We start from the raw sequence: 26,155 nt of genomic DNA, 5'->3' as shown, positions 1-26,155 counted from the left end.
AGTTATTGCAGCATTTTGCGGGGTCATAATAGTGCATAAAACGGCCAGACAAAAATACCTCATTGATATCCTTAGTGAAAAAGGCCAGGTCACCATCAGCGAACTGGTTGATAAACTGCAGGTATCTGCGGATACGCTGCGCCGCGATCTTAGCGACCTTGAAAAACAGGGGCTTGCCCAGAAAAACCACGGCGGCGCTATCGCGCTTAATCTCTCGATAATGAATCGCCAGAACCGCAATACGCTGCTGGCGGATACCAAGCAGCGGATCGGGAAAATGGTGGCGGAGAAGATCCCCGGCGGATCGACGCTGTTTCTTGATGCGGGTAGCACCGTGCTGGCCGTCGCCGCCTGGATACAGGGCCCGATGACGATCATCACCACCTCATTGGATATTGCACAACACTTCAGCGATCGCGCGGATATTGAGCTGATTTTACTGGGTGGAAAATGGGACCGACAGCAGCGCCTGTTTGCCGGAAACGCGACGGTATCTCTGCTGGAACGCTATCGGGCGGATATCGCGATCCTCGGCGCCTGCGCACTCCACGCCGACCTCGGCCTTAGCGCCAGTCAGGAAGCGGATGCTGAAGTCAAGCGCGCCATGCTGGCGGCCAGCGCAGAACACTGGCTGGTCGCCGATCATCTGAAACTGAATCACTGCGAGCCCTGGCTGGTTGCCGGGCTCGCCGACATCCATCAGCTCTTTCTCGACCGGCCATGGAAAGAATTGCAGGACAACGGCTCAACACAACTTAATATCGCTGAGACTAAATAACGCGGAGATGCTTATGAGTAACGCTAAGACTATTAATATTGCCCTGATTGGCTACGGCTTCGTCGGCAAGACTTTCCATGCGCCGCTGATTCAGTCCGTCGAAGGCCTGAATCTGGCGATTGTCGCCTCGCGCGATGAAGAGAAAGTCAAACGCGACCTGCCGGACGTCACCGTCATCGCATCGCCTGAAGCGGCGATTCAGCATCCGGAAGTCGATCTGGTCGTCATCGCCTCGCCTAACGCGACGCACGCTCCCCTTGCCCGTCTGGCTTTAAATTCCGGTAAACATGTCGTCGTCGATAAACCGTTTACCCTGGATATGCAGGAGGCCCGCGAACTGATTGCGCTGGCGGAGGAAAAACAGCGGGTGCTGTCGGTGTTCCATAACCGTCGCTGGGATAGCGACTATCTGGGAGTGAAGCAGGTTATCGAACAAGGGCTTATCGGCAAAGTGAAACATTTTGAGTCCCATTTCGACCGATTCCGCCCGGAAGTACGTGTCCGCTGGCGGGAGCAGAACGTACCGGGAAGCGGCCTGTGGTTTGATTTAGGTCCGCACCTGATCGACCAGACGCTACAGCTATTCGGTCTGCCTCAGTCGGTCCAGGGAAATATCGCTACCCTGCGTGAAGGCGCGGAAATCAACGACTGGGCGCATGTGGTCCTCAACTATCCGCAACATAAAGTCGTTCTGCACTGCAGCATGCTGGTGGCAGGTGGGGTGGCGCGCTTTACCGTTCATGGCGATAAAGGCAGCGTCGTTAAACAGCGCGCTGATCGGCAGGAGAGCCAGCTGCTGGCGGGGGTGACGCCGGGGAGCCAGGAGTGGGGCCAAGACGACGATAGTCTGGTCCTGTATGATGCAGACCTGCAGTCACGTGAAATCAGCGCCCCGCAAGGGGATCAGCGCCAGTACTATATTCACGTCCGCGACGCGCTGACCGGCAAAATCAACAATCCGGTATCGCCGTTAGAGGCGCTGGCGGTAATGGCTGTGCTGGAAGCCGCGGTAAAATCGGCCGAGAGCGGAACGACGCAAACCTTAGCGCTGACCGCAGAGGAACTGGCAGGTCTGAAGTAAGCGCTGCGCTAGCTGTCTGATGGCGGATTCCCGGGTCGGTGCGCCTGCATCGGTTCCGGGAAAGTTCTCTTCGCTCGCTCCCGGCGTTACGCTGACCGGGGTATCCGAGAGGGCTTGTTGGCGACAGCGTGCGGCAGCGAATAAAGCGCCCGTTCATACTGGCTTACAGTTTGACCCGCAGCAGGTCGCTGAACCGGGTGGTGTAGGCTGGAGACAGCCTGTGCCGTTTCATCTCCCAGCTACGCGTAATCCCCTGCCCGGCAAACCAGAGCCGACCTTTTTCACGCCGATTCACAAAATCAAGCACCTCCATCAGCTGTTCGCTGTTGGCGCGCGGGCGATAGTCATCAAACAGGCCTAACTGGGCCACGCCCCGGCTAAAGAAATCACCCAGCATCACACCGCACTTTTGATATCGGTGTCCCTCCCGCCAGATAGTCTCCAGGCATTTTACCGCCGCGGCAACGATATCCCGGCTATCCTGAGTCGGAATGTGAATTTCTGTCCCGGCATCGTTACCGTAATAGACGTCATTGCCGGCGAAAGGACTGGTTTTCAGGAATACCGAAACATAGCGGCAATACTGATGCTGCGCGCGCAGCCTTTCCGCCGCGCGTACCGCATGGCTGCATATGGCTTCGCGCATCGGCCCATATTCGCTTACCTTCTGACTGAATGAACGCGAACTAATGATTTGCTGTTTCGTGGGCATATACTCTTCAGGTTCAAGGCAGGACTCACCTCGTAGCTCACGCACGGTGCGTTCCATCACCACGCTGAAATGTTTTCTGATGAGGGAAGCGGGCATTTCGGCAAGTTCAAGGGCCGTGGTAATTCCCATATCATTCAGCTTTTTCGCCATGCGCCGCCCCACCCCCCAGATTTCGCCGACGGCAACCTTCGCCAACAGTTTCCTCTGCCTGGCTTGTAAAGAGAGATCGACAACACCCTCGAATTTTGGCCATCTTTTGGCCGCATAATTAGCCAGCTTGGCCAGCGTTTTCGTCGGCCCGATCCCGACCCCGACCGTCAATCCTGTACACTGCAGCAGCGTACTTCGCACGTGGCGCCCGAATGCTTCAAGCTCCTCAGTGCGATGGATGCCGCTGAGATTCACAAACGCTTCATCAATGGAATATTGATACACCGCGGGAGACAGCTCCTCAAGAAGGGTCATAACGCGCTGGGACATATCGCCATAAAGCGCATAGTTGCTGCTAAATACCGCCACCTGATGACGCTCAAACTGTGATTTCATTTTGAAATACGGCGCGCCCATCGGGATCTCCAGCAGTTTAGCCTCGTGATTCCTCGCGATTACACAGCCGTCGTTATTGCTCAACACCACCACGGGGCGCCCACGTAAATCAGGACGAAAGACCATTTCACAGCTGGCATAAAATGAATTCACATCGACCAGAGCAAACATCAGCGCAGCCTGTTGATGCTGAAAGTGACTACGCCAAAAATCTCCAGCTCTTCACCGTCGTTGTGCAGCACAATCGGCGGAAAGTCCGGATTCATCGGCAGCAGTTGCATCGTAGGGTGCGTACACAGGCGTTTAACCGTGTATTCGCCGCCGATAGCGGCAATGATGATATCACCATGCTTCGCCTTCAGGCCGCGATCCACCACCAGCAACGTACCTTCATAAATGCCGGCATCCACCATCGACATGCCGGTCGCCATAACAAAATAGGTTGCCGCAGGATGGCTGATACAAAGCTCATTGAGGTCTATCCCCTTCTCGATGTAATCCTGCGCCGGGCTGGGAAAGCCGCACGACACAAGGTCGCTAAACATCGGAATAGACAAGATTTCACGTATTTCAGCCGGTTTACTGAACATCATAATAGATCCTCCCACACCAATACTGTATTTATATACAGTATTAATTTTTCAGCCGAGTTTATCAAGCCGCCCGGAAGACATTGAGGCGAAAACATAAAAAGACGTAATATTCTGCCTGAGACCATGACTGCCGCAGGCAGGCCACTCCCGGACCTACGTATTCCAGATGGTTTTGCACTGCGCGCTGGAAATTTCCTCAATTTGGGAGGAGGATAGAATCCGTAGATGCGCTCTTTGCACATAACCTGCTGTTGTCCACCCGACATACTGAACTGGAGATTCATATGTATTACACGTTAGGAGATAAGACTCTCCACTTTTATCGTTATCAGTGCCGCTTTTATGTTGCCCACTGGGATGGCGGCCATGTGATGACGGAGAAGTTCAAACCGTTTGTTGCTTCTATCACCGAGAAAACGGGCATTGATGCAAAGAACGTTGAGGCGGCGGCACGGGACTACTTCAATAACGTTGATTGAGAATGTACTTAATATCATCGCTATCGGCTCAGCCATAGCGATGATTTCCGTGGGCAAACGGCAGAAGTTCAGGCAATAGTCATGTCACGGTAACGTAAAATAAAGGCTGTAAGCTAAACCCCGGATCCCACCAGCGCTAAAACGAGGTGAAGAGATGGCCATGTTAAAAGCCAGCAATCTGGAACAGGCAAAGCAGCTTCTGCAGTCCGACGATACCGTTAAAATAGAACTGGATTTCGAGCTCGACTCCGATGAGTTCTTTAATTTTGCTATTGAGTACTGTACACATGGAGCAAAGCTTACGCGAGTTGGCGATCGCTTCGTAATTTCACGGAAAATAAAGTAGTCTGCGCGTTAACCATCCTGCCATTCACAGCGTCACAGAGGCCGTCGATTGATGTATCTGTGATGTTTTCAGACACAAGAAATATCTGCATAAATTGCCGTGAAAAATTAATGCAGCGCGCATTTTCGATAATCACAGAGGAATAAGATAGCTACGGTTACTCACCGAGGGTTAAAACGTGAAAAAACGACTAATCTGCTGTCTGTTCGGCGAAACGGCAGGTATTATTGCCCGAAGGATGCAAAAAATAGCCGATGACCGACAATGCGATCGCTTAATCAGCGCCGTTGGGGTTGAAAACTTCTTTAGCATCGCCCCCGCCGTTGATGGCGTTCTGATCGCGCCACATATTCAGTATAAAATTGCCGAATTTATTGCTGCGTTGCATTTACCTCAAGAAATTGCTGTTATTGAAAGCTTGCCCTACGCTACATTTGATGGCGAAAAGATCCTCAATTTCGCGCTGAATACAATGCCGCGTGCTCTGGTTTAGTCTGAAAGTCCTGGCCACAAGAACCCGTGGACACACGGGTTCCTGCGGAGCCAATTATCTGAAGGGCGCATCCAGAGGCACTTCGGCGTCAGGCTGGTGAGTAATGCGGTTGCGAAGGTCGCGACGAATCATCTCAATCGCCCAGAACCAAAAAATATGCCCCACTAACTCCGAAATATACTCATCTGCAGGAATATTCAATAAGGAAGGCGTCAGGCCCAGTAACGGAAATGAGATCCAGTGAACGGCAATGGTAGCAACAATCCCTGCCCACGCCCCCTGCCATAATTTGACTTTCGGAAAGATTTCAGCAACAACGCAATATCCCACCGCAAACACCAGAGAGAATATAATATGCGTCACCATAACCGGATTAATGATATGCTCGGAAAAAGTATATACCGTATGCGTGGGGTCAATTCCCAGATAGTCGCGCAAGAAAAGATACGGCGGATTAAACTCATCCCTGCCACCGGAAAAGGTTCGAGGGGGTAAAGGAACTTCCGCACCCCATTTAACGAACGCAGACATAATCCCTGCAACCACCCCGACAAATAGCGCTACGCCATAACGGCGCCTTTCCGGTTGTGTCTGAATAAAAAACTCTTTAATCGCCATATTAATCACCATTAATCCATTACATTTATTTTTCTTATCTCATTTTTAATGGCATTACGGGCAGGCAACATTGATCAAGATCACACTTTTCCGGATGCCGGTGCTACCAGTTATGTACTGTAATTATGGCCATAATGCTTTCGCCTGCGAATCGTAAGCGATTTTTTTACACAAAAAAGCCGCCCGCAGGCAGCTTAGTGACAAAAGGGTGACAATATTGAATAATTTAAGATTAATGGCCCCTTTCAGGGCCGCCAGGTTACTTCCGTAACTCGAGCGATGCCGAGTTTCTGGCAATATGCGGGGCGATATTATCGAATGTAATCATTGCCGATTTACAAAAAATGCATTTCGCGCCAAACGGATTTTTTTCAGACACATCGTAAGTCGATGTTCTGTACTGTGACCCATGACAGCATGGGCACCTGAAATGAATGTGGTCAATCATGATGTTAGCCTCTTTTTGCTACAACATTCTCTACCGCAGGAACATTCACAGAAATCACCTTCCCGGCTTTCTGTTACAGCGTCAACGCGCTGCTCTGAATGGTTGAGAATAACAATGACTCATTGTCATTACTTCTGATAGATACCTCTGAAGCTTAGTCCAGATTGAGCTCTATTACTGCACCAGCGATTTTTTAATGTTGTTGTTTGCTTAATTTGCCCTCAGGGCACGTAATGTTCGGTAAATTTCAATAAAAAGTTGCGTGCTTTCAGGACAGCGATATCTCTTTTGCACTTTTTCACGCTAAACGGCGGTACTAAAACTACCACTTTTGCTATCACCGTTCGCGTCAGCTTCTGAACTTGTCTACTCGGGCTTAGACCGTCATCGTTGTCGCAGGTTCAAAAAACTTAACACTATTTGCTTCACAGAATTAATTAATAACGAAAAGGAGACTCTAAAGAAGGATTATCGATGGATAACGCTTGAGATGAGAACTGCTTTACTACTCGTTTCATTACTGGATCTGTGGAGTAAATCAACCATCTATTGATCGCACAAAAGTAGTTTGATAGCAAGTTTTATTTTGCTCGCGTGGCGGAAGCAAGGTTACGGCGCTCACATAATCGCGGCTTAATGGCCCGAATATTAACGCCATGGATAGCGATTATTCGTCAGTGACCGCCTGCTGTAACAGCGCTTTGCTCCACGCATAGAACGCCCGTACCGAAGGAGGAAGGTATCTGTTTTGCGGATAAACCAGCGAAAGGGGCAAAGCAGAAGAGAAGTTCTCCAGACAGGAGACCAGCGCGCCGCTGCGCAGGTACGGCATAGCCAGATAGCTGGCAACCCGAATGAGCCCAAACCCTTGTATTCCGGCCTGAATGTAGGCATCCGTATCGTCGACGACCAGCGTCTCTTTCATGCGAAGGGCATAATCCCCCTCAGCAAGCGAAAAATGCCACTCGATACTCCGACCGGTACGGTGGTTCAGGTAGCCAACGGCGCGATGCTGTTCCAGTTGGTCAAGAGTTTCCGGCCGACCATGAGCGGCAATATAGTCTGGAGATGCGAGAATCGCCCAGCGAAAGCTGGCAAGCGGTCGGGCAACCAAAGTGGTCGAATCGTCGATTCTGCCCGTTCGTATCGCGCAGTCATACCCTTCCTGAATAATATCTTCTACGTCATCACTTGAACAAATCGTGATATCCAGACCGGGATACTGCTGCAGAAATTCCGGCAGCCCTGGGATAATACAATGTCGGGCAAGGGACTGCGGCATACCCACTTTAAAGCGTCCTCTGGGCTGCGCAAATCTACCGGGGAAAGAGGACTCCAGGGTGGCGATCTCAGCCAGAAGCCTTTTGCACTCTGTATAATAACTGCGGCCGTCTACCGTCACGCTAAGCTTACGGGTGGTACGCTGTAAAAGCTGAATTCCCAGGTATGCTTCAAGCTCTTTAATCACCCGCGATACCGTTGAGCGAGGCAGCCCCAGCACTTCAGCCGCTCTGGCGAACCCGTGTGAATCCACCACGCAAACATAGACCTGCATTGATTCCAGCTTATCCATTTTGCCCCTTCACCCACGCGATTGTTCCATATTTGCGAACAGTTTAACCCAATGTTGAGTCCTTATCGAATGTAGCTGATCGACCTAAACTTCCCTAAACCCAATTGATAGTGTGATCTGATCAGTAAGGAGTCAGAATGAGAGAATCTCATATTAATGCAGGTGAAAAGGTGTTAGTGCTGGGAGCGGGACAGTTGGGCGCAGCCGTACTCAGCTCATTAATCCCGGCGGTCAAGCGACAAAATGGTACCGTCGCGGTTATCGTGTCGCCAGGATCGTGGGGCGATCGGGGGGAGTTGCTTTCTGCTAGCCATCAACAACTGGCGGCGGCGGGGGCAGAATTTATTGCCTGCGACGTAGCCGCTGGTACGGTTGCATCGTTAACGGGCCCGTTTGCAGAGTTTGATACCATCATCAACTGCATGGGCTTTATTGCAGGCACAGGAACCCAGATAAAGATTACCCGTGCGGTACTGGAGGCCGGAGTGAAGCGCTATTTTCCCTGGCAGTTTGGCGTAAATTACGATGTAGTCGGAAAAGACAGCGGTCAACCCGTCTGGGACGAACAGTATGATGTCAGAACATTATTACGGGAACAAATCGCCACAGAATGGGTGATTATTTCGACCGGTATGTTTACCAGTTTTCTTTTCGAGCCTGCCTTCGACGTGGTGAATTTATCGAAAAATACGATTAATGCCCTCGGCAGCTGGGATACCCAGGTTACCGTAACAACACCTGCGGATATTGGCCGTCTGACCACCGCGATTTATTTGCAACAACCGCGGGTGAGAAATGAAGTTATCTTTATCGCCGGAGAAACCACTTCCTATAGAAAACTGGCGGACACCGTTGAGCGGGTAACTCAAAAATGCTTTTCAAAAAAGGTACTCACTTTGCCCACTCTACTGGAACAACTACGTTCAAACCCGGACGATGGAATGCTTCGCTATCGCGCAGCTTTTGCCAGGGGAGACGGTATGTGGTGGCCAAGTAATAAAACGTGGAATGCACAAAATAATATACCTACCCAGGATATTGCCTCATGGCTCAAAAGTAGTATTTATTAAACGCCACGGTCGTCCCGAAGAAGTCGCAACAATGGTCGCGGGGCTGGCAGGCCCGAAAGCCTCGTTCGTAACTGGAGCCATGCAGACCATTGACGGCGCGTTTGGTGCGTGATGCCATGACGGGGTTTGGCAACCGCGAGATCCCGTCATGATTTTGTTGCGTCGGTTTTCAGCCTACGGCTAACTCGTTCACAACACTGGCGGCGCTTTTGATGCTGCGGATAGTGCCGATCCCCGTACCGAGTGAGATATAGCCTTCTTCAGCATTCCCCTCCAGCATGCCAATACGCAAGCCACGCAATCCCCCCATTGCTCTGCCGAGCTCTTCATGACTTGCGCCGGCCTTATCCATTGCGACCAAAGTTTCAGCGAGCCTGCCCGGCAGGGAGCGATAGTAGTGCGGCTGCGTGCGGAACAGCAGCAAATCAAGACCGTTGGCGGCAATAATTCTGTTTTTAATCGACAGCGGTACCCTGCTCTCTTCCGTTCCGATGAACACCGAACCGGCAAATACCCCTTCGGCGCCTAATGCGTGCGCCGCTCTGGCGGTGCGGTTATCAGTAATACCACCCGCAGCCATTAGCGGAATATTTTTCACCGCATCGGCAATCAGCGGCACGATTGAAAAAGTACCCAGCGCGGTGCCCGGCAAGGTTCCCCCTTCATCAAAACCGGTCGCGACAATGATATCGGCGCCGGCCTCTTCAGCAAGACGAGTATTTTCAGGCGTTGGATTGATATCGCGATAAATAATAGCAATACCCGCCTGTTTAAGTTCATTAAATAACGACGGTATGATCGCCCCTTCACCGTAGCCGGTATAAACCACAGCGCTGACGCCCTCTTCTTTAATTACCTGCAGAATGGGTGGAGTCCAGATGTCATTGTCTGGAGAGGGGATCAGGTTCACACCAAAAGGCTTTTCGGTCAGTTGCTTAGTTTTACGAATCTCTTCGCGCATTTTTTCAGCGGTTTCTTCGGGCGTTGATACCGCAGTCGCGGCGGTTAATCCGGCATTAGGGCCAAGTACGCCAAGTCCCCCGGCATTGCTGACTGCGGCGACTAGACGGGCATCGGTCAACCAGGAGAGAGGGCCCTGAATCACCGGTTTTTCAATATGCAGGATCTGGCAGATACGGTTAGTTTTCATAATGGATTATCCTTCGCAGTGGCGCTACGGCGCGGTTCGTTTTTGCTGGAAGGAGTGTATGACGTTAGATTATTTAGAAAAATAGCTAAAAAAGTTCATCACTATTATAAAATTGATAACAATATCTACTCTGGCATCAGGCAAAAGAATCCAGCCATGCAATTAAATCTCTTTGAATCTATAAGAATTTTTATTGAAATTGTCGAATCAGGCAGCTTTACTCAGGCAGCAGAAAACCTGCAAGTTCATCGCCCCGCCGTGACGAAAGCCTTACAGCTGCTTGAGCAGCACTGCGGTACGCGTTTGCTGCAGCGAACCACGCGTCGCATTAGCCTGACGCCTGACGGGGAAACGTTTTATCACCGGAGTAAACCTTTACTCTCCCAGGCGGATGAGCTGCTGGAGTCTTTTGGCGCCGATCGCGTACTGCGCGGCCAGTTGCGGGTTGATATGCCCATCGCTTTTGCAACTTTACTGGTTGTCCCCAGGCTTCCTGATTTTTATCGCCAGCATCCTGACCTCGAAATCATTCTTAGTAGCTCAGATCGCCGGAGAGATATGCTGCGCGATGGTCTTGACTGCCTGCTCCGCGTCGGGGAACTGGATGACGGAGACTATATCGCCCGTAAGCTGGGCAATATTAAAATGACGACCTGCGCCAGCCCGGCCTATATTGCCCGCTACGGCGCGCCGAACACGCTGGAGGATTTACAGCAGCATCAGGCGATCAACTGGATTAACAGCAACAGCCGACAAAGCATGCCGTGGACGTTTACCACGCCAGAAGGCCCCGTTGAAATGACGCTTCCCGGTAAGCTGGTCGTGGATAACTCAGAAACCTATTTATCTGCGGGGCTGGCAGGCCTGGGATTAGTCCAGGGGATGAACGTGTTTTTACAGCCTTATCTCGACCGGGGGCTGTTAGTGGAAGTCTTACCCGACAATCCTACCCCCGATCGCAAACTGTCACTTTTGTATCCGCACCGCCATCTTTCCCGCAAAGTTCGGGTGTTTACCGAATGGTTAGAGAGCTTATTGTGAAAAACAAATTTTATACCGTCCTCATGGGTGAAATTAACAGGATTAATTCACAGCACGACAGCAGATACTCATTCCGGAAAGATTAATGCGTTCAGGACGTGATCCTGCCAGATACCATTAATTTTCAGATAAGAGTGCGCATAGCCCTCTTGCACAAAACCCAGACTTTTAAGGGTATTGCTGCTCCGCACGTTATCAGGCAGATGATTGGCCATGATCCTGTGTATCCCGTAATTCTCACGCACGTACCGAATCGCCTGCTCTAACGCTTCGCGCATCAGGCCCTTTCCCTGGCAGGCGCGATCGAGGGAAAAGCCCAGATAGCATGCCTGAAAAACGCCGAAGACAAAGTTAGTGAAGTTGATACTGCCGATGATTTGCGGTTCATTTTTGAGGGTGAAAACCAGCATCAGGCTACGTTTTTCGTCATCCTCTCTGCGCGCGCTGCTGATTCTTTGCGCAATAGTGTCTAACGTAAAATAGTCGTCATTTCGCAAGGGTTCGAATGGCGCAAGGTGAGAACGGTTTTCCAGCAAATAATCCTGTAAATGCCGTGCATGGTCGGGCGCCAGTAAACAGATATCGGTGCGCTCCGTAGATAATAACTTCATCGCTTAGCCCTACTAACATGTTGGGCGATGATTATAGGAATTGGCGTAAAAATTAACAAATACAACCACAACATTTAACATTAAAAATACATACCCTTATTTCTCTAATAACTTCGCATTCGGCGCTGCGCCGGTCACTGACCGCCGCGGCCACCGCTCCTCTCCTCGTGCACGTCTCCCGTATCAGGCATCCTCGTGCCTGCTCAAGTTCGCAATGTATCTATCACCGCCCGCAGCGCGGGGGAGACGTTGCGATGAGGATAATAGAGAAAAGAGCCTTCCAGCCGCTGGCTGTAACGCTGCAGGACTCTGATAAGCGCGCCCCGCTCCAGGTCGTCGGCGACCAGCTCCTGCGGAACATAGGCCAGGCCCAGTCCCAGGCGGGCGGCTTTCGCTTCCATATAGCTGTCGGCAAAAGCCCACTGCCCCTGAGGCCGGTGGGTAATTTTTTTACCCTGCTCATTCAGCTCCCAGGCGTAAAGGCTACCGTCGCCAAACTGGTAAGCGATACAGGGATGGACGACCAGATCCGCTGGCGTTTGCGGGAAACCGTAGCGGCGAAAATGCTCGGGCGTGCCGACAACGGCCATCTCCATATCGGGCGAAATGCGCACTGCGACCATGCCGCCGCCGACCTCCGGCCCAAGACGCACCCCGGCATCAAACCGCTCTGCAATAATATCGACAAACCGACTTTCGCTAATAAGTTCCAGCCGGATATCAGGATAGCGCTGCTTGAACACCGCCAGCTTCGGCAGAAGGACTTTATCAATCGCATGCTGGCTGGCGTTAATGCGGACGGTGCCGGAAGGCGTGTTGCGATAATACGCCAGAGTGGAAAGCCCCGAATCCAATGCATCAAAGCCCGCTTCTACCGTTCGATAGAGCTGCTCGCCGGCCTGGGTAAGTGAAAGTTTACGGGTCGTGCGCACCAGAAGCTGTACGCCGAGCCTTTCTTCAAGTTCGCGTACGGCGCGGCTGACGCCGGATTGCGCCAGCCCAAGCCGCTGCGCGGCGGCGGTAAAGCTCCCTTCCCGCACCACCAGCATGAAAAGGTAAAGATCGTTATAGTTTTCCCGCCTCGCCATCATTCTCCCCGCTACCGTTTCGCTATTTATCACAATTTGATATGAATCTTAGCACTTTCCCCCCGCTAATCAGCACTCTGACTGCTAACTATAATCAGCGCACTGCAACAAAGCACAGCAGCGTTGTCCGTATGAAACCTGTATCAGGAACCTGTTTTAGGGGAAATATTGATGAAAGCGTTCACCAGAAAACTGACGGCCGTCATGCCAGCCATGCTGCTATGCGCATCATTAAGTGGAGTAACAACCATGAGCTATGCCGATACAACCAATCCGAACGCGCCCGTTTCGCTGATCGAAACCTGGGACAAAACCTTTACGAAAAGCGCGAAAGTCGATCACCGCAAGGTGACCTTCCAGAACCGCTACGGGATCACCCTGGTCGGCGATCTCTACATCCCTAAAGATCGCGGCGAGCGCAAGCTGGCGGCGATTGCCGTAAGCGGCCCCTTCGGCGCGGTGAAAGAGCAGTCCAGCGGGCTGTATGCCCAGACCCTGGCAGAACAGGGCTTTGTCACCCTCGCCTTCGATCCTTCGTACACGGGGGAAAGCGGCGGTCATCCGCGTAACGTCGCCTCGCCGGATATCAATACTGAGGATTTCAGCGCGGCGGTGGATTTTTTAGGATTGCAAAACGAAGTGGATCGCAACCGAATCGGCCTGCTCGGCATCTGCGGCTGGGGCGGCATGGCGCTGAACGATGCCGCGATGGATACCCGCGTCAAAGCGGTGGCCACCAGCGTTATGTACGATATGAGCCGCGCGATGGGCCATGGCGTTGGCGACGGTAAAGATCGTTATACCACCGCCGATCGCCGCGCCGTACTGCAATATCTGAACGCGCAGCGCTGGAAAGATGCGGAAAACGGTACCTTCGCACCGGGCGGACATGACATTTATGTCGATGAGAAAGGCAACGCCAGCGCGGGCGATCGTATCCTGCCGGAAACCCTGCCAGCCAACCCGAACCCGGTATTGAAAGAGTTCTTTGATTATTACCGCATGCCGCGCGGTTTCCACGCCCGCTCCGTCAACTCAACCGGCGCGTGGAACGCGACCATGCCGCTGTCGTTTATGAATATGCCGCTGCTGAGCTATGCCAATGAAGTCACCATCCCGACGCTGATCGTAACCGGTGAAAATGCCCACTCACGCTATTTTGCCGAAGACGCTTTCAAGGCTATCGGCAGTAAAGAGAAAGAGCTGGTCATTGTCCCCGGCGCGAACCATGTCGATCTGTATGATAATGCGGCCGGTAAAATCCCGTTTGCCAGATTTGAACAGTTCTTCAAAACCAGCCTGAGGTAACGCCCCCGAGCCGCCCGTCTTTGCGGGCGGCTGACCCTCGCGCCCATGACTTTTCACCGCCTTTTTTGCCGCTATTCCATGCCAGGCGTCCTTTGCGGCAGGGCCTGAATCTGGCCGAAAAAATATCCAGAGATGTCCATCATGTCCATATTGAGTCGTAATACACCACACCCTCAACCCCCCGCCCACTGGGGCGGCGTCTTTGCCATGACGCTGTGCGTTTTTGTCCTTATCGCTTCCGAATTTCTGCCGGTCAGCCTGCTGACGCCGATTGCCAGAGAGTTAAATATCACCGAGGGGCTGGCAGGCCAGGGCATTGCGATTTCCGGCGCCCTGGCGGTGCTGACCAGCCTGACCATCTCTGACCTTGCCGGCAGTCTGAATCGTAAATATCTCCTGCTGGGGCTGACGGTGCTGATGGCGGCGTCGGGAATGATTGTTGCCCTCGCCCACAACTATGCGGTTTATATGGCGGGAAGAGCCCTGATTGGCGTCGTTATCGGTGGCTTCTGGTCCATGTCGGCGGCCACCGCTATCAGACTGGTGCCGGCGCACCAGGTTCCCCGTGCGCTGGCGATTTTCAACGGCGGTAACGCGCTGGCAACCGTCGTAGCGGCGCCGCTTGGCAGCTACCTGGGAGCCACCGTCGGCTGGCGCGGCGCTTTTTTCTGCCTCGTGCCGCTGGCGACAGCTGCATTCATCTGGCAGTGCGTCAGCCTGCCAGCGATGGAAAGCGCCACAGCGAGTCGGCCACGCGGTGCTTTGCTTCGTCTGTTCAGCCGCCCCATCGTCGCCATCGGCCTGCTGGCCTGCGGACTTTTCTTTATGGGCCAGTTTGCCTTATTTACCTACGTGCGGCCATTTCTGGAAACGGTAACCCATATCAGCGCCTCAGGTCTGTCACTGATTCTGCTCGCTATCGGCGTCGCGGGTTTTATCGGCACTCTGTGCGTTTCGACGCTCCTCAACGCCCGGTTTTATCAGACCTTAATCACCCTCCCGTTGCTGATGGCGGCGATTGCCGCAACGCTGCTTCTGGTCGGCCACCACGTCTGGCCCGTTGCCGTACTGTTAAGCTTATGGGGAATGCTGGCGACGGCGGCGCCAACCGGCTGGTGGACCTGGATAGCGCGGACCCTGCCCAATGATGCCGAGGCGGGTGGCGGCCTGATGGTCGCCGTCATTCAGCTGTCGATCGCGCTGGGTTCAACTGCTGGAGGTTGGGCATTCGACCGCCTGGGGTGGCAAAGCGCGTTTGGCTTAAGCGGCATTTTGCTGCTTGCCGCGGTGGGTATGACTTTGCTCACCAGCCGTCAACCGGCGAAATAAGCTCACGGAATCCGATACGAGCAGCGGAGTTTTCTCGTCGCGGGTAATGCGTATAATGCGGCTTGCATTCACGCTGAAAAATAACCGCGGCTCATATTATGCATCTCAACCGGTGTTGCTGGCTGCTACTGATCTTCGCAGCGATCGGTAGCTTTTTTACCTCCTGGCCCTTTGCTGTCTGGCTGCTGCTGATTAACGTACTGACGCTGGTGATTTATGGCGTGGATAAAATGGCGGCGCGCAGGGCCTGGCGTAGAGTGCCCGAGGCCACTTTACTGTCATTTGGCCTGTTGGGCGGCTGGGCTGGCGCGATAGCGGGCCAAAGGCTGTTCCGCCACAAAACGCAGAAGCAGCCGTTCAGGACCTGGTTCGTCATCAGTACGATGGTCAGCATCGCAGGGATGGCGGCGATTTATGGGTTGTATGCTTTTTCCGCTCACTGAGCGATGGCAACGCTGGCGGCGGGTGGTAAACGGGGCAAGCCATTCAACCCGCCGCTATTCGTAGTATATTATTGAGAGTATTGTTGATTATCAGGTGTACCTTATGACCTACTCCATCGGTGAATTTGCGCAGCTTTGCGGCATTAACGCGACCACGCTTCGCGCCTGGCAGCGTCGCTACGGCCTCCTTAAGCCACAGCGTACCGATGGCGGCCATCGTCTGTACAGCGATGACGATATTCAGCAGGCGCTCAAAATTCTCGACTGGGTCAAAAAAGGGGTGCCGGTCAGCCAGGTCAAGCCCCTGCTGGCCCGTCCCGGCGCGCGACGGACAAATAACTGGCTCACCTTGCAGGAAAGCATGCTGCAGCGACTGAAAGAGGGAAAAATCGAATCACTGCGCCAGCTGATTTACGACGCCGGTCGTGAATATCCCCGCCCCGAGCTGGTCACCGAAGTGCTGCGCCCGCTGCGTAGCCAGGTTTCCGCCAATGTCCCGGCAATCATGACGCTGCGCGAAATCCTCGATGGCATCATTATCGCCTATACCTCCTTTTGCCTCGAAGGGGACAAAAAAGCGCCCGGCGATAACTATCTGATCACCGGCTGGCACCTGACGGACGCCTGCGAAATCTGGCTTGAAGCGCTCAAGCGCACCGGCAAGGGTCACCGCATCGACGTCCTTCCCATCCCTCCCGCAACCCTTGCACCGGAGATCCTGCCAGAACGCAAATGGCTGCTGGTGACGACCGGTAAACTCTCGCCTGCCCGGCAGAGGCAGATTGAACGCTGGCAGCAGCAGGTTGTCTCGCTGGAGATTGTCGCGCTGTAATGGTATGCGCCACACCCCGTGGCGCAGCGAACAGGCCCCTCAGTATCGCCCCAACAAAAATCCCCCTTTGCTTTTTCGTGCAACTTTTTCGCACCCGCTCGCAGACGCCTCTTTTCTCGCTAACGCCTCCAGAACCACGCATCAAAGATTCAATAATAACCATATGATAAATAACAATAATAAAAAATATTTTCACCAAAACTTGGACAAATATTATTAATTGTGTAAGTTTTAACTATGCCACATTGTTTACTCAGGAAGTGACCTATGCGTCCCTCGTCGTCCGCCATCAGTCGTTTTAGCGCGTACTATGCCACGCTGGATACCCAGCCGCCCTCAGCGCTGGCCGAGCTGTACCATGCCCATGCCGTGCTGATCGATCCTTTTGGCCAACATCAGGGACTGGCCGCAATCCAGGATTACCTTTCACACCTGCTGGCTAACGTGGATCACTGCCGTTTCACCCTCGATGCGCCGCTCTGCGCCGGTCAACGCTTTGCCGTCGCCTGGACCATGCACTGGTCGCATCCGCGACTTGCCGGCGGAGCGGCGCTAGAGCTTGCGGGATGTTCAACGGTCACCATCGAGGACGAACGCATTATTCATCAGCGTGACTACTACGACGCCGGAGAGATGCTGTATGAACATCTTCCCCTGCTGGGATCGGCGGTGCGCGGCGTCAAGCGGAGGGTGCGGAAATGATGACTGTTCTGATCACCGGCGCCAGCTCCGGCATTGGCGCCGGGCTCGCCAGATCCTTTGCTGCGGATGGTCATCTTGTCATTGCCTGCGGCCGCGATCCGTCTCGTCTGGCGGCGCTACAGCAGCACAGCCCCAACATCCGCGTTCTCTCATTCGATATGACGGACAGGGATGCCTGTCGCCAGACGCTCGCCAACTGCCGCGCCGATTGGGTCATTCTCTGCGCCGGGACCTGCGAGTACCTCGATCGCGGCATGGTTGATGCCGGGCTGGTTGAAAGAGTCATCACCACCAATTTTCTCGGGCCGGTGAACTGCCTGGCAGCGCTTCAGTCGCAGCTGTCAGCCGGGAATCGCGTGGTGCTGGTGAGCTCGATGGCGCACTGGCTGCCCTTTCCACGGGCCGAGGCCTATGGCGCATCGAAAGCGGCGCTAACCTGGTTTGCCAACAGTCTGCGCCTGGACTGGGAGCCACGAGGGATCGCCGTCACGGTCGTTTCGCCTGGGTTTGTTGATACCCCACTAACGCGTCAGAACGATTTTTCAATGCCTGGACAGGTGAGCGTGGAGCAGGCGGTGAAAGCCATTCGCCGCGGCCTGGCGAAAGGTCACGATCGTATCGCCTTCCCGACTGGCTTTTGTCTGCTTCTGCGCCTGCTGGCCGGGCTTCCTGAAAGTCTTCAACGCAAGCTGTTACGCAGGATGGTACGGTCATGAAAATCGCGATTATTGGCAGCGGGATTGCCGGGCTGACCTGCGCATGGCGTCTTGCCGCGCAACACCAGGTAACCCTGTTCGAAGCTGCATCCACGCCGGGAGGGCACACCGCCACGGTGGATATCGCCACGCCGCAGGGTACGTGGGCCATCGATACCGGATTCATTGTGTATAACGATCGCACCTATCCACACTTTATCGGCCTGCTGAGCGAGCTGGGGATCCGCGGCCAAAAAACGCAAATGAGCTTTTCGGTCCATAACCCGCAGAGTGGCCTGGAGTATAACGGTCATAGCCTGAGTTCGCTTTTCGCCCAGCGACGCAATCTGCTTAAGCCGGCCTTCTGGGGTCTGCTGAGAGAAATCGTCCGTTTTAATCGGCTGGCGAAGCAGGCTCTGGGAGGCGCGTTCGACCCGGCCGCCACGCTACAGACCTTCCTCGAGCGCCACCGCTTTAGCCCTTTTTTTGCGCGCCACTACATTCTGCCGATGGGGGCCGCTATCTGGTCTTCGTCGCTACAGGAGATGCGTCGCTTCCCGCTGGCGCTGTTCTTACGCTTCTTTGATAATCACGGCCTGCTGGATATCCGCCAGCGTCCGCAGTGGTACGTGGTGCCCGGCGGCTCGCGCGAATACGTCCGCGCCCTGCTTGTCCGGTCTGGCGATCGCCTGAGCCTCCGCCTCAATACGCCGGTGCAAAACGTTATCCGCGGTCAGGATGGCGTGACGTTGCAACTGGCAACGGGAGAGGAGCATTTCGATCAGGCGATCTTCGCCTGCCATTCGGCCGATGCGCTGGCCATGCTGGCGGAACCCACCGTCGCCGAACGCGAGATTCTGGGCGATATCGGCTGGCAGCGCAACGAGGTGGTTCTGCACAGCGATCCCCGCTGGCTGCCGGTGCGTAAGCGCGCCTGGGCCAGCTGGAACTATCGCCTGAGCGAGCAGGATCAGGCCAGCGCCTGCGTCACCTACAACATGAATATTCTTCAGGGCCTGCCTGCCGACGCCCCGCTGTTCTGCGTCACCCTCAATCCGCCGACGCCGGTGGACCCGCGCTTCGTCTGGAAACGTATGGTCTATGAACATCCGTTGTTTAATCCACAAAGCGGGTCGGCTCAGCTGCGGCGCGAGGAGATCAACGGCCGCCAGCGGAGCTGGTTCTGCGGCGCGTACTGGTATAACGGCTTCCATGAAGATGGCGTGCGCAGCGCCCTCGATGTGGTCAACGGCATCGCCGCGACGGAGAATCGCTGAAATGAACAGCTGCCTGTATGAAGGGGTATTACGCCACCGCCGTCTCCAGCCGAAAGCGCACCATTTTCGCTATCGCATCTTCATGGCCTGGCTCGATCTGGATGAACTGGACCTGCTCAGCGAAGTGGGTATCCGCCGCAATAGTTTTGCTGCCGCCTCTTTTTACGATGCGGATTACCCGCTGGGTACGCCGCTGAAAGCGCAGGTTCTGAATCGGCTGGAAAGCCTGACCGGCGCGCGTCCGGATGGCCGCGTTATGCTGCTGACCCAGCTGCGCTATCTGGGCTTTCATTTTAACCCGGTCAACTTTTACTACTGCTATGACGGCGCAGGCGCCCTGCGCTGGGTACTGGCAGAAGTGCGCAACACGCCGTGGAATGAACGGCATTACTACGCCGTGGACGGCCAACGGACGCGTCCGCTGGATAAGGCCTTTCACGTCTCGCCGTTTAACCCGATGGACATGGTCTATCACTGGCGATTCAACCGGCCCGGTAAAACGCTGCATATGCATATTGAGAACCATCAGACGGCAAAAGTCTTCGATGCCACGCTGGCCCTGAGCCGTGAACCCTTAACCCGGGCCAACCTGCGAGGGCTGCTGCTGCGCATTCCGCTGATGACGCTGAAAACCGTTCTCGCGATTTACTGGCAGGCGCTACGGCTGTGGCTCAAGCGCGTGCCGCTGTACAACCATCCTGTCAGCAGGAGTGAACGCTCATGACCGATCCCGTTTTTGCGCTTGAGCCCGATATCCCGCGCAACGTACGTATCGCGCGCTGGTTGCTCTTTCGTCTGTTGAGCGGCATTCGTGAAGGCTCGCTCACCGTTCGCGAAGGGGCGCAGACCTTTCACTTTGGCGACCCCGCCGCGACGTTACGCGCCGACGCGCAGGTCCTCTCCGCGGGCGTCTACTGGCGCTTACTCACTGGCGGCAGCCTTGCCGCGGCGGAGGCCTGGATGGACGGAGAATGGGAGAGCCAGCAGTTGACGCAGTTGCTGCAGATCCTGGCGCGCAACGGCCAGGTGCTGGGGCGGCTGGAGCGCGGCTTCCGGCTACTGGGCAAGCCCGTAGAACGACTGCGCCACTGGACGCGCCGCAACTCGCGCGCGCAGGCGAAGGAGAATATCGCCGCCCATTACGATCTGGGCAACGACTTTTACGCCCGCTTTCTTGACGACGAGCTCCTCTACTCCAGCGCGCTGTTTACCGATGACGGTCAGGATCTCACCCAGGCCCAGCGGGCTAAAATGGCGCGCCTGTGCGAGCGTCTGGCGCTTACGCCCGGCGATCATTTGCTGGAGATCGGTACCGGCTGGGGGGCAATGGCCGAATTCGCCGCTCGCCATTACGGCTGTCGGGTCACCACCACCACCCTGTCACAGGAACAGTTTCAGTGGGCCAAAGCGCGGATTGCCCGCGCCGGGCTTCAGGATCGCGTCGACGTGCTGCTCTGCGATTACCGCGATCTCACCGGCGAGTACGACAAGCTGCTGTCGGTGGAGATGATTGAGGCCGTGGGCCAACGCTATCTGCCGGCTTTTTTCCGCACCTGTCAGGCGCGCTTGCGTCCGGGCGGCAGGATGGCGATCCAGGCAATCACCATCCAGGACCAGCGCTATCGCGGCTACAGCAAAAGCGTGGATTTTATTCAGCGCTATATCTTTCCGGGCGGATTTTTGCCCAGCATTACAGTGATGAACGAACTGATGACGCGCCATACCGATTTTGTGATGCGCGATCTGTTCGATATGGGCCCGGACTACGCCCGTACCCTGGCCCACTGGCGGCAGCGTTTTCTCCACGCCTGGCAGGATATCGAGAAGCTCGGCTTTGATGAACGTTTCCGCCGCATGTGGCTTTATTACTTCGGCTACTGTGAGGCCGGATTTAACGCCCGCACCATCAGCGTCGTGCAGCTCACCGCGGAGCGAACATCATGAAACGCATTTTGACCCTTGGCCTCGCGCTGCTGATGCTGGCGCTGGCGGGCTGCAGCGCCGAAGTGACCGATTATCGACAGCAGCAGCCGGCGCTGGATATCTTCCACTATTTTCAGGGTAAAACCGAAGCATGGGGGATGGTGCAGGATCGCCATGGCAAGCAGCTACGCCGCTTTCATGTTGAGATTGACGGTGAGGTTGTTGGCGACACGCTGACGCTACATGAACGCTTTGTCTACGATGATGGCGAAAAGCAGCAGCGGGTATGGCGCATTCGCCGCACCGGCGACAACCGTTATCAAGGCACCGCTGGCGATATTACCGGCGTGGCGCTTGGCAAGGCATCGGGAAACGCTTTTCACTGGCGCTACAGCATGAACGTAAAAGCCGAGGGTAGCCGCTGGCGACTCGATTTCGACGACTGGATGTTCCTGCAGGACGGCGCGCATCTGTTCAACAAAACTGAGTTGAAGAAATTTGGCGTTACCGTCGCCACCGTCACCCTTTTCTTCACCCGGACAGCACAATAAAAGAGGATTATGCCATGAGCACACAACCTTTGATTGGGATCAGCGGATGTTTGACCGGTGCGGCCGTGCGATTCGACGGCGGGCATAAGCGAATGGGATTCGTGATGGATGAGCTGGCGCAATGGGTCGCGTTTAAACCCGTCTGTCCGGAGATGGCGATCGGCCTGCCCGTTCCCCGGCCTGCGCTGCGGCTGGTCCAAACTCGCGAAGGGGATATCCGCATGCGCTTCACCCATGCTCCGCACAACGACGTAACGGAGAAAATGGCCGATTTTGCCAGCGCCCACCTTACGACGCTGGGCGAACTATCGGGATTTATCGTCTGCGCCAAATCACCGAGCTGCGGTATGGAGCGCGTGCGGCTGTATGATGATAAGGGCAATCGCGGACGTAAAGAAGGCACAGGGTTATTTACCGCCGCGCTGCTGGAGAAATATCCCTGGCTACCGGTAGAAGAGGACGGCCGCCTGCACGATCCGGCGCTGCGTGAGAATTTTGTCGAAAGAGTTTTTGCCCTGCACGAGCTCAACTGCTTGCACAAAAGTGGCTTGACGCGCCGTGGGCTGCTGGATTTCCATAGCCGCTATAAGCTTCAGCTGCTGGCTCACCATCAGGCGGGTTACCGGGAAATTGGCCCGTTCGTTGCCTCGCTGCATGAATGGGAGGATCTGGAGGCTTTCTATGTGGCGTACCGCGACAAATTGATGGCGATCCTGAAAAAGCCCGCCTCGCGTAAAAATCACACCAACGTACTGATGCATATTCAGGGCTACTTCCGTAACCAGCTGAACAGCCGCCAGCGCGGCGAGTTACGCGACGTGATCCTTAACTATCGCTCAGGACTGCTGCCGATCCTCGCACCGCTAACGCTGCTTAAGCACTATCTGGCGGAATACCCGGATCGTTACCTGCAGACGCAGAACTACTTTGATCCCTATCCGCAGGATCTGGCCCTGCGCCTGACGGTGAATTAAGTCTACAGAACCCGCGAACAGGCCGGCGCAGGCCAGCCTGTTCGCGTAGATGCCGACAGACCTGGAACCACGCCTCAAACATCTCGCCGACGTTTAACGAATGCAGCCGTTCGACGCTGCTGTCGTTCACTTTGGCGATGTGCTTATTGTCCACCTGGCCGCCGGGGACGTAGAATCGCAGCATCGGGTGGCTCTCCGCCCCCATGCCAATGGCGATGTTTTGCGACAGCGTCAGCTTCCAGCCTTGGTTATCGCCGCCCCGATCGTACTCGACGCGCTGATAGCTTGCTTCCAGCCAGGCCGAATGCACATCGTTCCAGAAGTACACTGGCCGCACGATGGCGCCATCGTTTTGCGGTTGTCGCTATTGTCCTTGCCGTTGTCATAGTCGCGGAAGGCCAGCGGCGATAACCGCCATCGTTGATGGAAGTTTTTTATCATTGTCATGTTTATCTCAAGACAGGTTAATCTTATTCAGATAATAACAATCCCATTCCGGGCAGGCAGAATATGTCGCTATCATGAGAACAATTTAATTTTTATTTTGTCCGGCCAGTGAGGTTTTTTCACTATTCGGGTTGTCGCACCTCCTAATAAACGAGTCATCATTAATGCTAATCCGTATAAATCCACCCAAAGGATAATTCGCTGACCAGCAGTGAACTCAGTAACGGCTCTGGCATTTGCGACGGAACGTATATCCTTATTCCAACAGCCCCCTGCTATTTTTCATAGGGTATAAGGAAAATCCTGCGGATATATCCTTACGATTATTGCGGCATATACCCGGCAAGTCTTCATCGGCTGCATAAATGCAAAACAGTATGGGTAAAAACGTTATTGTCCCGTCCCTCTCCTTTTCGACTGCATGCCTTTATTGCAGTGCAAGCGTCCACAAGGCTTGCGGATCGGCCAACCACCCGCCGGCAGTGATGGACGTATTAACCTGCGCTACCGCCAGGAACACCGTAACGACTCGACTGCGACAGCGCCGCGCTGGTGGTAAAAACGCTGACCGTGCCCCTCGCAAAATACCGTTGCATGCTAAACGCCAAAATCAAGGGAAAAGTAAATTAATAATTGTGGCACATCCTCTATTCTCCTGCCCGGTCATTCAATTACGTTATTTCACTCAGCGATTAAGAAAAGCCCCAAATGTGAGCCATCTCGCAAATAACAGCTTTATATATTTAACACTCGGGGAGATATCTGGCGTACATTTTATGCAGGAATGCAAGTTGTAAGGGATAAAATGGTGGTTTTAGAAAATTCCAACGCAGGCGGAATAGCATTTTTGTGTAGCGACTCAACATACTCTGGAGTTGCCTTTGCTTTGATGATCACAGAAGTAAAAAAACATAATAAATTAATTTAAAAACGTAATAGATTCTTCGAGATCATTTATGTCAGAAAGTGTTACACATCTACACAGCAAGCCGGAGTCTGCTCAGCATGGGTAAAAACATAATGCAAAGTCGCCATGACGAATATCATAAATTAACTCGCGGGGAACGTATTGGTTATGGGATGGGCGACTTTGCTCAAAACCTGGTTTTTGGCACAATTGGCGGTTTTCTTGCTCTGCACATGCTGACGGTCAATACCATCAGTACAGCAACGGCAGGGTTTATATTTCTTTTTGTCCGCATCATCAATGTCTTTTGGGATCCGATGGTGGGAACTTTCGTTGATAAGAGAACATCGAACGCCGGGAAATACCGTCCCTGGCTGCTCAGAGCCGGCGTGCCGCTGGTGATCCTTTCCGCTTTACTTTTTGCCCCGATCCCCGGCGTCCGCGGTTCAGTCCCTTTTGCTTTTATCATCTATCTGGCGCTGGATTTAGTCTATTCGCTCGTGAATATTCCTTATGGTTCACTTAACGCTTCACTGACGCGCGACCCGGAATCGATTGATAAGCTCACCAGTACGCGAATGATGCTGGCCAACAGCGCCAACCTGCTTGTCTATACTCTGTTCCCGATGTTTGTACAAATGGCTTCGCCTAAAGATCGCAGCCTGAAGGACACCGGTTTTTTTGGTATTGAACTCAATCTGGGTAACTATACCGATCCTTCTGCGAACTATGCCTGGTTTGGCGTTTACTCAATTTATATGTTGATTGGCGCGGTGGCGCTTTTCATCTGCTATAAATTCACCAAAGAACGTGTGGTGGCGACAGCGGAACAGACGGCTAACGTCAAAACCACCGATCTTTTTCTTGAACTCAAACATAATCGCCCGCTGGTTATTCTCGGACTGTTCTTTATGCTGGCCTTTACGTTCATGTTTTTTATGAACACGGTAAATGGCTTTTTCAATCAGTACGTTGTTGGCCATTCAGAATGGATGGGCGCAGTTGGCCTGGTCGCCTCTATTCCGGGCATTGCTTTCCCCATTTTCTGGCCGCGACTCAAGAAAATTTTTGGCAAAAAAGGGTTCTTCCATCTTTTTCTGGCCATGTTCATTGTCGGTGAATTATTAACCTATATTTGGTCGCGCGAGGGTATGCACGATGCGCTGTGGCTTGCTTACATCGCGACATTTATTAAACAGTGGGGCTTAACGTCAGCGACCGGCTTCATGTGGGCGCTGGTGCCGGAAGTGATTGCATATGGCGAACTAAAATCGGGCAAACGAAACGCTGCCATCATTAACGCTATTATGGGGCTCTTTTTTAAGATTGGCTTTACTATCGGCGGCGCGATTCCGCTATGGTTGCTGGCCGTTTATGGCTTCAATGAAACCGGCGCCCGGCAAAGTGCCAGCGCAATCGAGGGGATTATAATGACCGCAGTTTGGATCCCGATTGCTTTGGCGATTATTTCAATGATCATTATCCAGGTTTATCCCATCTCGGACAAAAACGTGACCGATATCAATCGTCAGCTTGATGAGATACGCGTGTAGTTAAAAATATAAATCTGACGCAGTTGGAACTTTTAAATAAAAAAGGTGTAATGATATGTCTCTTATTCAAAACCCTATTTTACGTGGATTTAATGCCGACCCCAGTATTATCCGTGTCGAGGACACTTACTATATCGCCAACTCTACATTTGAGTGGTTTCCTGGCGTTCGTTTACATGAGTCAAAAGACCTTGAGCACTGGAATCTTCTCCCTGCGCCTTTGTCAACGACCACCCTGCTGGATATGAAAGGCAACCCCTCATCCGGCGGTATTTGGGCGCCGGCGCTCTCCTGGGCCGACGGTCAATTCTGGTTAGTCTATACCGATGTCAAAGTCACCGAAGGCGCCTTTAAAGACATGACTAACTATCTGACCACCGCGACCGATATTCGCGGCCCCTGGAGCGATCCTGTCAAGCTTAACGGCGTGGGTTTTGATGCCTCTCTTTTCCACGATGATGATGGCCGAAAATATATCGTGCAGCAAACCTGGGATCATCGCGAATATCACCACCCTTTTGACGGCATTACGTTAACCGAACTGGATACCAAAACCGGCTTTGTTGAATAAATCAGATTTCGGGTAA

27 protein-coding genes and 3 pseudogenes are annotated in these 26,155 nt (G+C 53.7%); 20 read left to right on the top strand and 10 right to left on the bottom strand.

The genetic code is table 11. The annotated features are described in order from the left end of the window. Positions 1-31: 31 nt before the first annotated feature. Together HMPREF3178_RS00330 and HMPREF3178_RS00325 are read left to right on the top strand one after the other, a co-directional pair. A complete protein-coding gene (locus HMPREF3178_RS00330) occupies positions 32-778 on the top strand; it encodes a DeoR/GlpR family DNA-binding transcription regulator (protein ID WP_017146017.1) in 747 nt (248 codons plus the stop codon). A gap of 13 nt (positions 779-791) precedes the next feature. Beyond that, the gene (locus HMPREF3178_RS00325; RefSeq protein ID WP_017146018.1) at positions 792-1,859 is read left to right on the top strand and encodes an oxidoreductase; all 1,068 of its coding nucleotides are present in this window, start codon (positions 792-794) and stop codon (positions 1,857-1,859) included. Positions 1,860-2,022: 163 nt separating this feature from the next. Here HMPREF3178_RS00325 and umuC read toward each other — a convergent pair whose 3' ends face one another. Then, positions 2,023-3,288, bottom strand: a complete 1,266-nt coding sequence (gene umuC, locus HMPREF3178_RS00320; protein ID WP_004112576.1) for a translesion error-prone DNA polymerase V subunit UmuC — start codon at positions 3,286-3,288, stop codon at positions 2,023-2,025. After that, positions 3,288-3,710, bottom strand: coding sequence for a translesion error-prone DNA polymerase V autoproteolytic subunit (gene umuD / locus HMPREF3178_RS00315; protein WP_017146019.1), 423 nt, complete (start codon positions 3,708-3,710; stop codon positions 3,288-3,290). Before umuD ends, umuC begins: the two co-directional genes overlap by 1 nt. A gap of 284 nt (positions 3,711-3,994) precedes the next feature. Between umuD and HMPREF3178_RS00310 the strand changes: the two genes are divergently transcribed. Further along, positions 3,995-4,189, top strand: a complete 195-nt coding sequence (locus HMPREF3178_RS00310; protein ID WP_004101565.1) for a hypothetical protein — start codon at positions 3,995-3,997, stop codon at positions 4,187-4,189. A gap of 163 nt (positions 4,190-4,352) precedes the next feature. Here the strand turns inward: HMPREF3178_RS00310 and HMPREF3178_RS32140 are convergent, their stop codons facing one another. Continuing rightward, positions 4,353-4,478, bottom strand: coding sequence for a hypothetical protein (locus tag HMPREF3178_RS32140; RefSeq protein WP_259655761.1), 126 nt, complete (start codon positions 4,476-4,478; stop codon positions 4,353-4,355). A gap of 235 nt (positions 4,479-4,713) precedes the next feature. On the opposite strand from HMPREF3178_RS32140, the gene HMPREF3178_RS00300 reads away from it, so the two are divergent. Continuing rightward, positions 4,714-5,028 carry a PTS sugar transporter subunit IIB gene (locus HMPREF3178_RS00300; RefSeq protein ID WP_017146020.1) on the top strand — a complete coding sequence of 105 codons (315 nt, stop codon included), beginning with the start codon at positions 4,714-4,716 and terminating at the stop codon, positions 5,026-5,028. A 54-nt stretch (positions 5,029-5,082) separates the two neighbouring features. On the opposite strand, the gene HMPREF3178_RS00295 is transcribed toward HMPREF3178_RS00300, so the two are convergent. The 3 genes from HMPREF3178_RS00295 to HMPREF3178_RS00290 form a co-directional block, all read right to left on the bottom strand. Next, a complete protein-coding gene (locus tag HMPREF3178_RS00295) occupies positions 5,083-5,646 on the bottom strand; it encodes a YagU family protein (protein ID WP_004112567.1) in 564 nt (187 codons plus the stop codon). A 259-nt stretch (positions 5,647-5,905) separates the two neighbouring features. Further along, positions 5,906-6,094 (bottom strand): cold shock small protein YmcF, encoded by a 189-nt coding sequence (locus tag HMPREF3178_RS29235; RefSeq protein WP_004101558.1) that lies wholly within the window; start codon positions 6,092-6,094, stop codon positions 5,906-5,908. 667 nt (positions 6,095-6,761) lie between these two features. Further along, positions 6,762-7,667, bottom strand: coding sequence for a LysR family transcriptional regulator (locus HMPREF3178_RS00290; RefSeq protein WP_016807762.1), 906 nt, complete (start codon positions 7,665-7,667; stop codon positions 6,762-6,764). A 137-nt stretch (positions 7,668-7,804) separates the two neighbouring features. Here HMPREF3178_RS00290 and HMPREF3178_RS00285 point away from each other — a divergent pair, with 137 nt between their 5' ends. Together HMPREF3178_RS00285 and HMPREF3178_RS30650 are read left to right on the top strand one after the other, a co-directional pair. Next, a complete protein-coding gene (locus HMPREF3178_RS00285) occupies positions 7,805-8,737 on the top strand; it encodes an aromatic alcohol reductase (protein WP_004101553.1) in 933 nt (310 codons plus the stop codon). Beyond that, a pseudogene (locus HMPREF3178_RS30650) lies at positions 8,733-8,849 on the top strand (oxidoreductase); the annotation flags it as partial. The gene HMPREF3178_RS00285 and the pseudogene HMPREF3178_RS30650, both read left to right, overlap by 5 nt. A gap of 57 nt (positions 8,850-8,906) precedes the next feature. Here HMPREF3178_RS30650 and HMPREF3178_RS00280 read toward each other — a convergent pair. Continuing rightward, positions 8,907-9,887 carry an NAD(P)H-dependent flavin oxidoreductase gene (locus tag HMPREF3178_RS00280; RefSeq protein WP_004101551.1) on the bottom strand — a complete coding sequence of 327 codons (981 nt, stop codon included), beginning with the start codon at positions 9,885-9,887 and terminating at the stop codon, positions 8,907-8,909. Positions 9,888-10,043: 156 nt separating this feature from the next. Here HMPREF3178_RS00280 and HMPREF3178_RS00275 point away from each other — a divergent pair, with 156 nt between their 5' ends. Then, positions 10,044-10,928: a LysR family transcriptional regulator gene (locus HMPREF3178_RS00275; RefSeq protein WP_024274075.1), complete on the top strand. Its 885-nt coding sequence runs from the start codon at positions 10,044-10,046 to the stop codon at positions 10,926-10,928. 68 nt (positions 10,929-10,996) lie between these two features. Here the strand turns inward: HMPREF3178_RS00275 and HMPREF3178_RS00270 are convergent, their stop codons facing one another. Together HMPREF3178_RS00270 and HMPREF3178_RS00265 are read right to left on the bottom strand one after the other, a co-directional pair. Then, positions 10,997-11,539 (bottom strand): GNAT family N-acetyltransferase, encoded by a 543-nt coding sequence (locus HMPREF3178_RS00270; protein ID WP_070584943.1) that lies wholly within the window; start codon positions 11,537-11,539, stop codon positions 10,997-10,999. A gap of 203 nt (positions 11,540-11,742) precedes the next feature. Further along, the gene (locus tag HMPREF3178_RS00265; protein WP_004101545.1) at positions 11,743-12,627 is read right to left on the bottom strand and encodes a LysR family transcriptional regulator; all 885 of its coding nucleotides are present in this window, start codon (positions 12,625-12,627) and stop codon (positions 11,743-11,745) included. Between the two features lie 171 nt (positions 12,628-12,798). On the opposite strand from HMPREF3178_RS00265, the gene HMPREF3178_RS00260 reads away from it, so the two are divergent. From HMPREF3178_RS00260 to HMPREF3178_RS00210, 11 genes are all read left to right on the top strand, one after another. Beyond that, positions 12,799-13,935, top strand: coding sequence for an alpha/beta hydrolase (locus HMPREF3178_RS00260; RefSeq protein WP_016807767.1), 1,137 nt, complete (start codon positions 12,799-12,801; stop codon positions 13,933-13,935). A 141-nt stretch (positions 13,936-14,076) separates the two neighbouring features. Further along, on the top strand, positions 14,077-15,264 hold the full coding sequence (locus HMPREF3178_RS00255; RefSeq protein ID WP_029496831.1) for an MFS transporter: 1,188 nt from the start codon (positions 14,077-14,079) through the stop codon (positions 15,262-15,264). A 98-nt stretch (positions 15,265-15,362) separates the two neighbouring features. Further along, the gene (locus HMPREF3178_RS00250) at positions 15,363-15,707 is read left to right on the top strand and encodes a DUF1294 domain-containing protein (protein WP_004112538.1); all 345 of its coding nucleotides are present in this window, start codon (positions 15,363-15,365) and stop codon (positions 15,705-15,707) included. A 103-nt stretch (positions 15,708-15,810) separates the two neighbouring features. After that, positions 15,811-16,539: a MerR family transcriptional regulator gene (locus HMPREF3178_RS00245; RefSeq protein ID WP_017146023.1), complete on the top strand. Its 729-nt coding sequence runs from the start codon at positions 15,811-15,813 to the stop codon at positions 16,537-16,539. Between the two features lie 267 nt (positions 16,540-16,806). Then, complete coding sequence (locus HMPREF3178_RS00240; RefSeq protein ID WP_004101535.1) at positions 16,807-17,241, top strand: nuclear transport factor 2 family protein; 435 nt, start codon at positions 16,807-16,809, stop codon at positions 17,239-17,241. Then, entirely contained in the window at positions 17,238-17,957 is a 720-nt protein-coding gene (locus HMPREF3178_RS00235; RefSeq protein ID WP_004101533.1) for an SDR family NAD(P)-dependent oxidoreductase, read from the top strand. The genes HMPREF3178_RS00240 and HMPREF3178_RS00235 overlap by 4 nt, the downstream gene beginning before the upstream one ends. Further along, positions 17,954-19,213 carry an NAD(P)/FAD-dependent oxidoreductase gene (locus tag HMPREF3178_RS00230; RefSeq protein WP_017146024.1) on the top strand — a complete coding sequence of 420 codons (1,260 nt, stop codon included), beginning with the start codon at positions 17,954-17,956 and terminating at the stop codon, positions 19,211-19,213. The genes HMPREF3178_RS00235 and HMPREF3178_RS00230 overlap by 4 nt, the downstream gene beginning before the upstream one ends. 1 nt (position 19,214) lies before the next feature. Then, on the top strand, positions 19,215-19,937 hold the full coding sequence (locus tag HMPREF3178_RS00225) for a DUF1365 domain-containing protein (RefSeq protein ID WP_004101529.1): 723 nt from the start codon (positions 19,215-19,217) through the stop codon (positions 19,935-19,937). Next, the gene (locus HMPREF3178_RS00220) at positions 19,934-21,157 is read left to right on the top strand and encodes an SAM-dependent methyltransferase (RefSeq protein WP_017146025.1); all 1,224 of its coding nucleotides are present in this window, start codon (positions 19,934-19,936) and stop codon (positions 21,155-21,157) included. Before HMPREF3178_RS00225 ends, HMPREF3178_RS00220 begins: the two co-directional genes overlap by 4 nt. After that, positions 21,154-21,687, top strand: a complete 534-nt coding sequence (locus HMPREF3178_RS00215; protein WP_017146026.1) for a DUF3833 domain-containing protein — start codon at positions 21,154-21,156, stop codon at positions 21,685-21,687. Before HMPREF3178_RS00220 ends, HMPREF3178_RS00215 begins: the two co-directional genes overlap by 4 nt. A gap of 14 nt (positions 21,688-21,701) precedes the next feature. Beyond that, the gene (locus HMPREF3178_RS00210; RefSeq protein ID WP_017146027.1) at positions 21,702-22,661 is read left to right on the top strand and encodes a YbgA family protein; all 960 of its coding nucleotides are present in this window, start codon (positions 21,702-21,704) and stop codon (positions 22,659-22,661) included. 64 nt (positions 22,662-22,725) lie between these two features. Here HMPREF3178_RS00210 and HMPREF3178_RS31455 read toward each other — a convergent pair. Next, positions 22,726-23,063 (bottom strand): annotated as a pseudogene (locus tag HMPREF3178_RS31455) (carbohydrate porin); the annotation flags it as partial. Positions 23,064-24,128: 1,065 nt separating this feature from the next. Here HMPREF3178_RS31455 and HMPREF3178_RS00200 point away from each other — a divergent pair. Beyond that, positions 24,129-25,568: an MFS transporter gene (locus HMPREF3178_RS00200; protein ID WP_162098345.1), complete on the top strand. Its 1,440-nt coding sequence runs from the start codon at positions 24,129-24,131 to the stop codon at positions 25,566-25,568. A 55-nt stretch (positions 25,569-25,623) separates the two neighbouring features. Next, a pseudogene (locus HMPREF3178_RS00195) lies at positions 25,624-26,124 on the top strand (family 43 glycosylhydrolase); the annotation flags it as partial. Between the last annotated feature and the right edge of the window lie 31 nt (positions 26,125-26,155).

It is taken from the genome of Klebsiella sp. HMSC09D12, assembly GCF_001808475.1.
Taxonomy (GTDB): Bacteria; Pseudomonadota; Gammaproteobacteria; order Enterobacterales; family Enterobacteriaceae; genus Klebsiella; species Klebsiella oxytoca.
Note: the sequence above shows the minus strand (reverse complement) of the source record. Positions and strands in the feature narration are given on the sequence as shown.

Excerpts from the sequence above, each read along its gene's own strand:
- HMPREF3178_RS00325 (WP_017146018.1), top strand. The coding sequence starts at position 792 with ATGAGTAACGCTAAGACTATTAATATTGCCCTGATTGGCTACGGCTTC.
- HMPREF3178_RS00200 (WP_162098345.1), top strand. The coding sequence starts at position 24,129 with ATGCAAAGTCGCCATGACGAATATCATAAATTAACTCGCGGGGAACGT.
- HMPREF3178_RS00230 (WP_017146024.1), top strand. The coding sequence starts at position 17,954 with ATGAAAATCGCGATTATTGGCAGCGGGATTGCCGGGCTGACCTGCGCA.
- HMPREF3178_RS00255 (WP_029496831.1), top strand. The coding sequence starts at position 14,077 with ATGTCCATATTGAGTCGTAATACACCACACCCTCAACCCCCCGCCCAC.
- HMPREF3178_RS00220 (WP_017146025.1), top strand. The coding sequence starts at position 19,934 with ATGACCGATCCCGTTTTTGCGCTTGAGCCCGATATCCCGCGCAACGTA.
- HMPREF3178_RS00310 (WP_004101565.1), top strand. The coding sequence starts at position 3,995 with ATGTATTACACGTTAGGAGATAAGACTCTCCACTTTTATCGTTATCAG.
- HMPREF3178_RS00275 (WP_024274075.1), top strand. The coding sequence starts at position 10,044 with ATGCAATTAAATCTCTTTGAATCTATAAGAATTTTTATTGAAATTGTC.
- HMPREF3178_RS00210 (WP_017146027.1), top strand. The coding sequence starts at position 21,702 with ATGAGCACACAACCTTTGATTGGGATCAGCGGATGTTTGACCGGTGCG.
- HMPREF3178_RS00265 (WP_004101545.1), bottom strand. The coding sequence starts at position 12,627 with ATGGCGAGGCGGGAAAACTATAACGATCTTTACCTTTTCATGCTGGTG.
- HMPREF3178_RS00245 (WP_017146023.1), top strand. The coding sequence starts at position 15,811 with ATGACCTACTCCATCGGTGAATTTGCGCAGCTTTGCGGCATTAACGCG.
- umuD (WP_017146019.1), bottom strand. The coding sequence starts at position 3,710 with ATGATGTTCAGTAAACCGGCTGAAATACGTGAAATCTTGTCTATTCCG.
- HMPREF3178_RS00290 (WP_016807762.1), bottom strand. The coding sequence starts at position 7,667 with ATGGATAAGCTGGAATCAATGCAGGTCTATGTTTGCGTGGTGGATTCA.
- HMPREF3178_RS32140 (WP_259655761.1), bottom strand. The coding sequence starts at position 4,478 with ATGTGTACAGTACTCAATAGCAAAATTAAAGAACTCATCGGAGTCGAG.
- HMPREF3178_RS00285 (WP_004101553.1), top strand. The coding sequence starts at position 7,805 with ATGAGAGAATCTCATATTAATGCAGGTGAAAAGGTGTTAGTGCTGGGA.
- HMPREF3178_RS00295 (WP_004112567.1), bottom strand. The coding sequence starts at position 5,646 with ATGGCGATTAAAGAGTTTTTTATTCAGACACAACCGGAAAGGCGCCGT.
- HMPREF3178_RS00240 (WP_004101535.1), top strand. The coding sequence starts at position 16,807 with ATGCGTCCCTCGTCGTCCGCCATCAGTCGTTTTAGCGCGTACTATGCC.
- umuC (WP_004112576.1), bottom strand. The coding sequence starts at position 3,288 with ATGTTTGCTCTGGTCGATGTGAATTCATTTTATGCCAGCTGTGAAATG.
- HMPREF3178_RS00270 (WP_070584943.1), bottom strand. The coding sequence starts at position 11,539 with ATGAAGTTATTATCTACGGAGCGCACCGATATCTGTTTACTGGCGCCC.
- HMPREF3178_RS00215 (WP_017146026.1), top strand. The coding sequence starts at position 21,154 with ATGAAACGCATTTTGACCCTTGGCCTCGCGCTGCTGATGCTGGCGCTG.
- HMPREF3178_RS00250 (WP_004112538.1), top strand. The coding sequence starts at position 15,363 with ATGCATCTCAACCGGTGTTGCTGGCTGCTACTGATCTTCGCAGCGATC.
- HMPREF3178_RS29235 (WP_004101558.1), bottom strand. The coding sequence starts at position 6,094 with ATGATTGACCACATTCATTTCAGGTGCCCATGCTGTCATGGGTCACAG.
- HMPREF3178_RS00235 (WP_004101533.1), top strand. The coding sequence starts at position 17,238 with ATGATGACTGTTCTGATCACCGGCGCCAGCTCCGGCATTGGCGCCGGG.
- HMPREF3178_RS00280 (WP_004101551.1), bottom strand. The coding sequence starts at position 9,887 with ATGAAAACTAACCGTATCTGCCAGATCCTGCATATTGAAAAACCGGTG.
- HMPREF3178_RS00260 (WP_016807767.1), top strand. The coding sequence starts at position 12,799 with ATGAAAGCGTTCACCAGAAAACTGACGGCCGTCATGCCAGCCATGCTG.
- HMPREF3178_RS00225 (WP_004101529.1), top strand. The coding sequence starts at position 19,215 with ATGAACAGCTGCCTGTATGAAGGGGTATTACGCCACCGCCGTCTCCAG.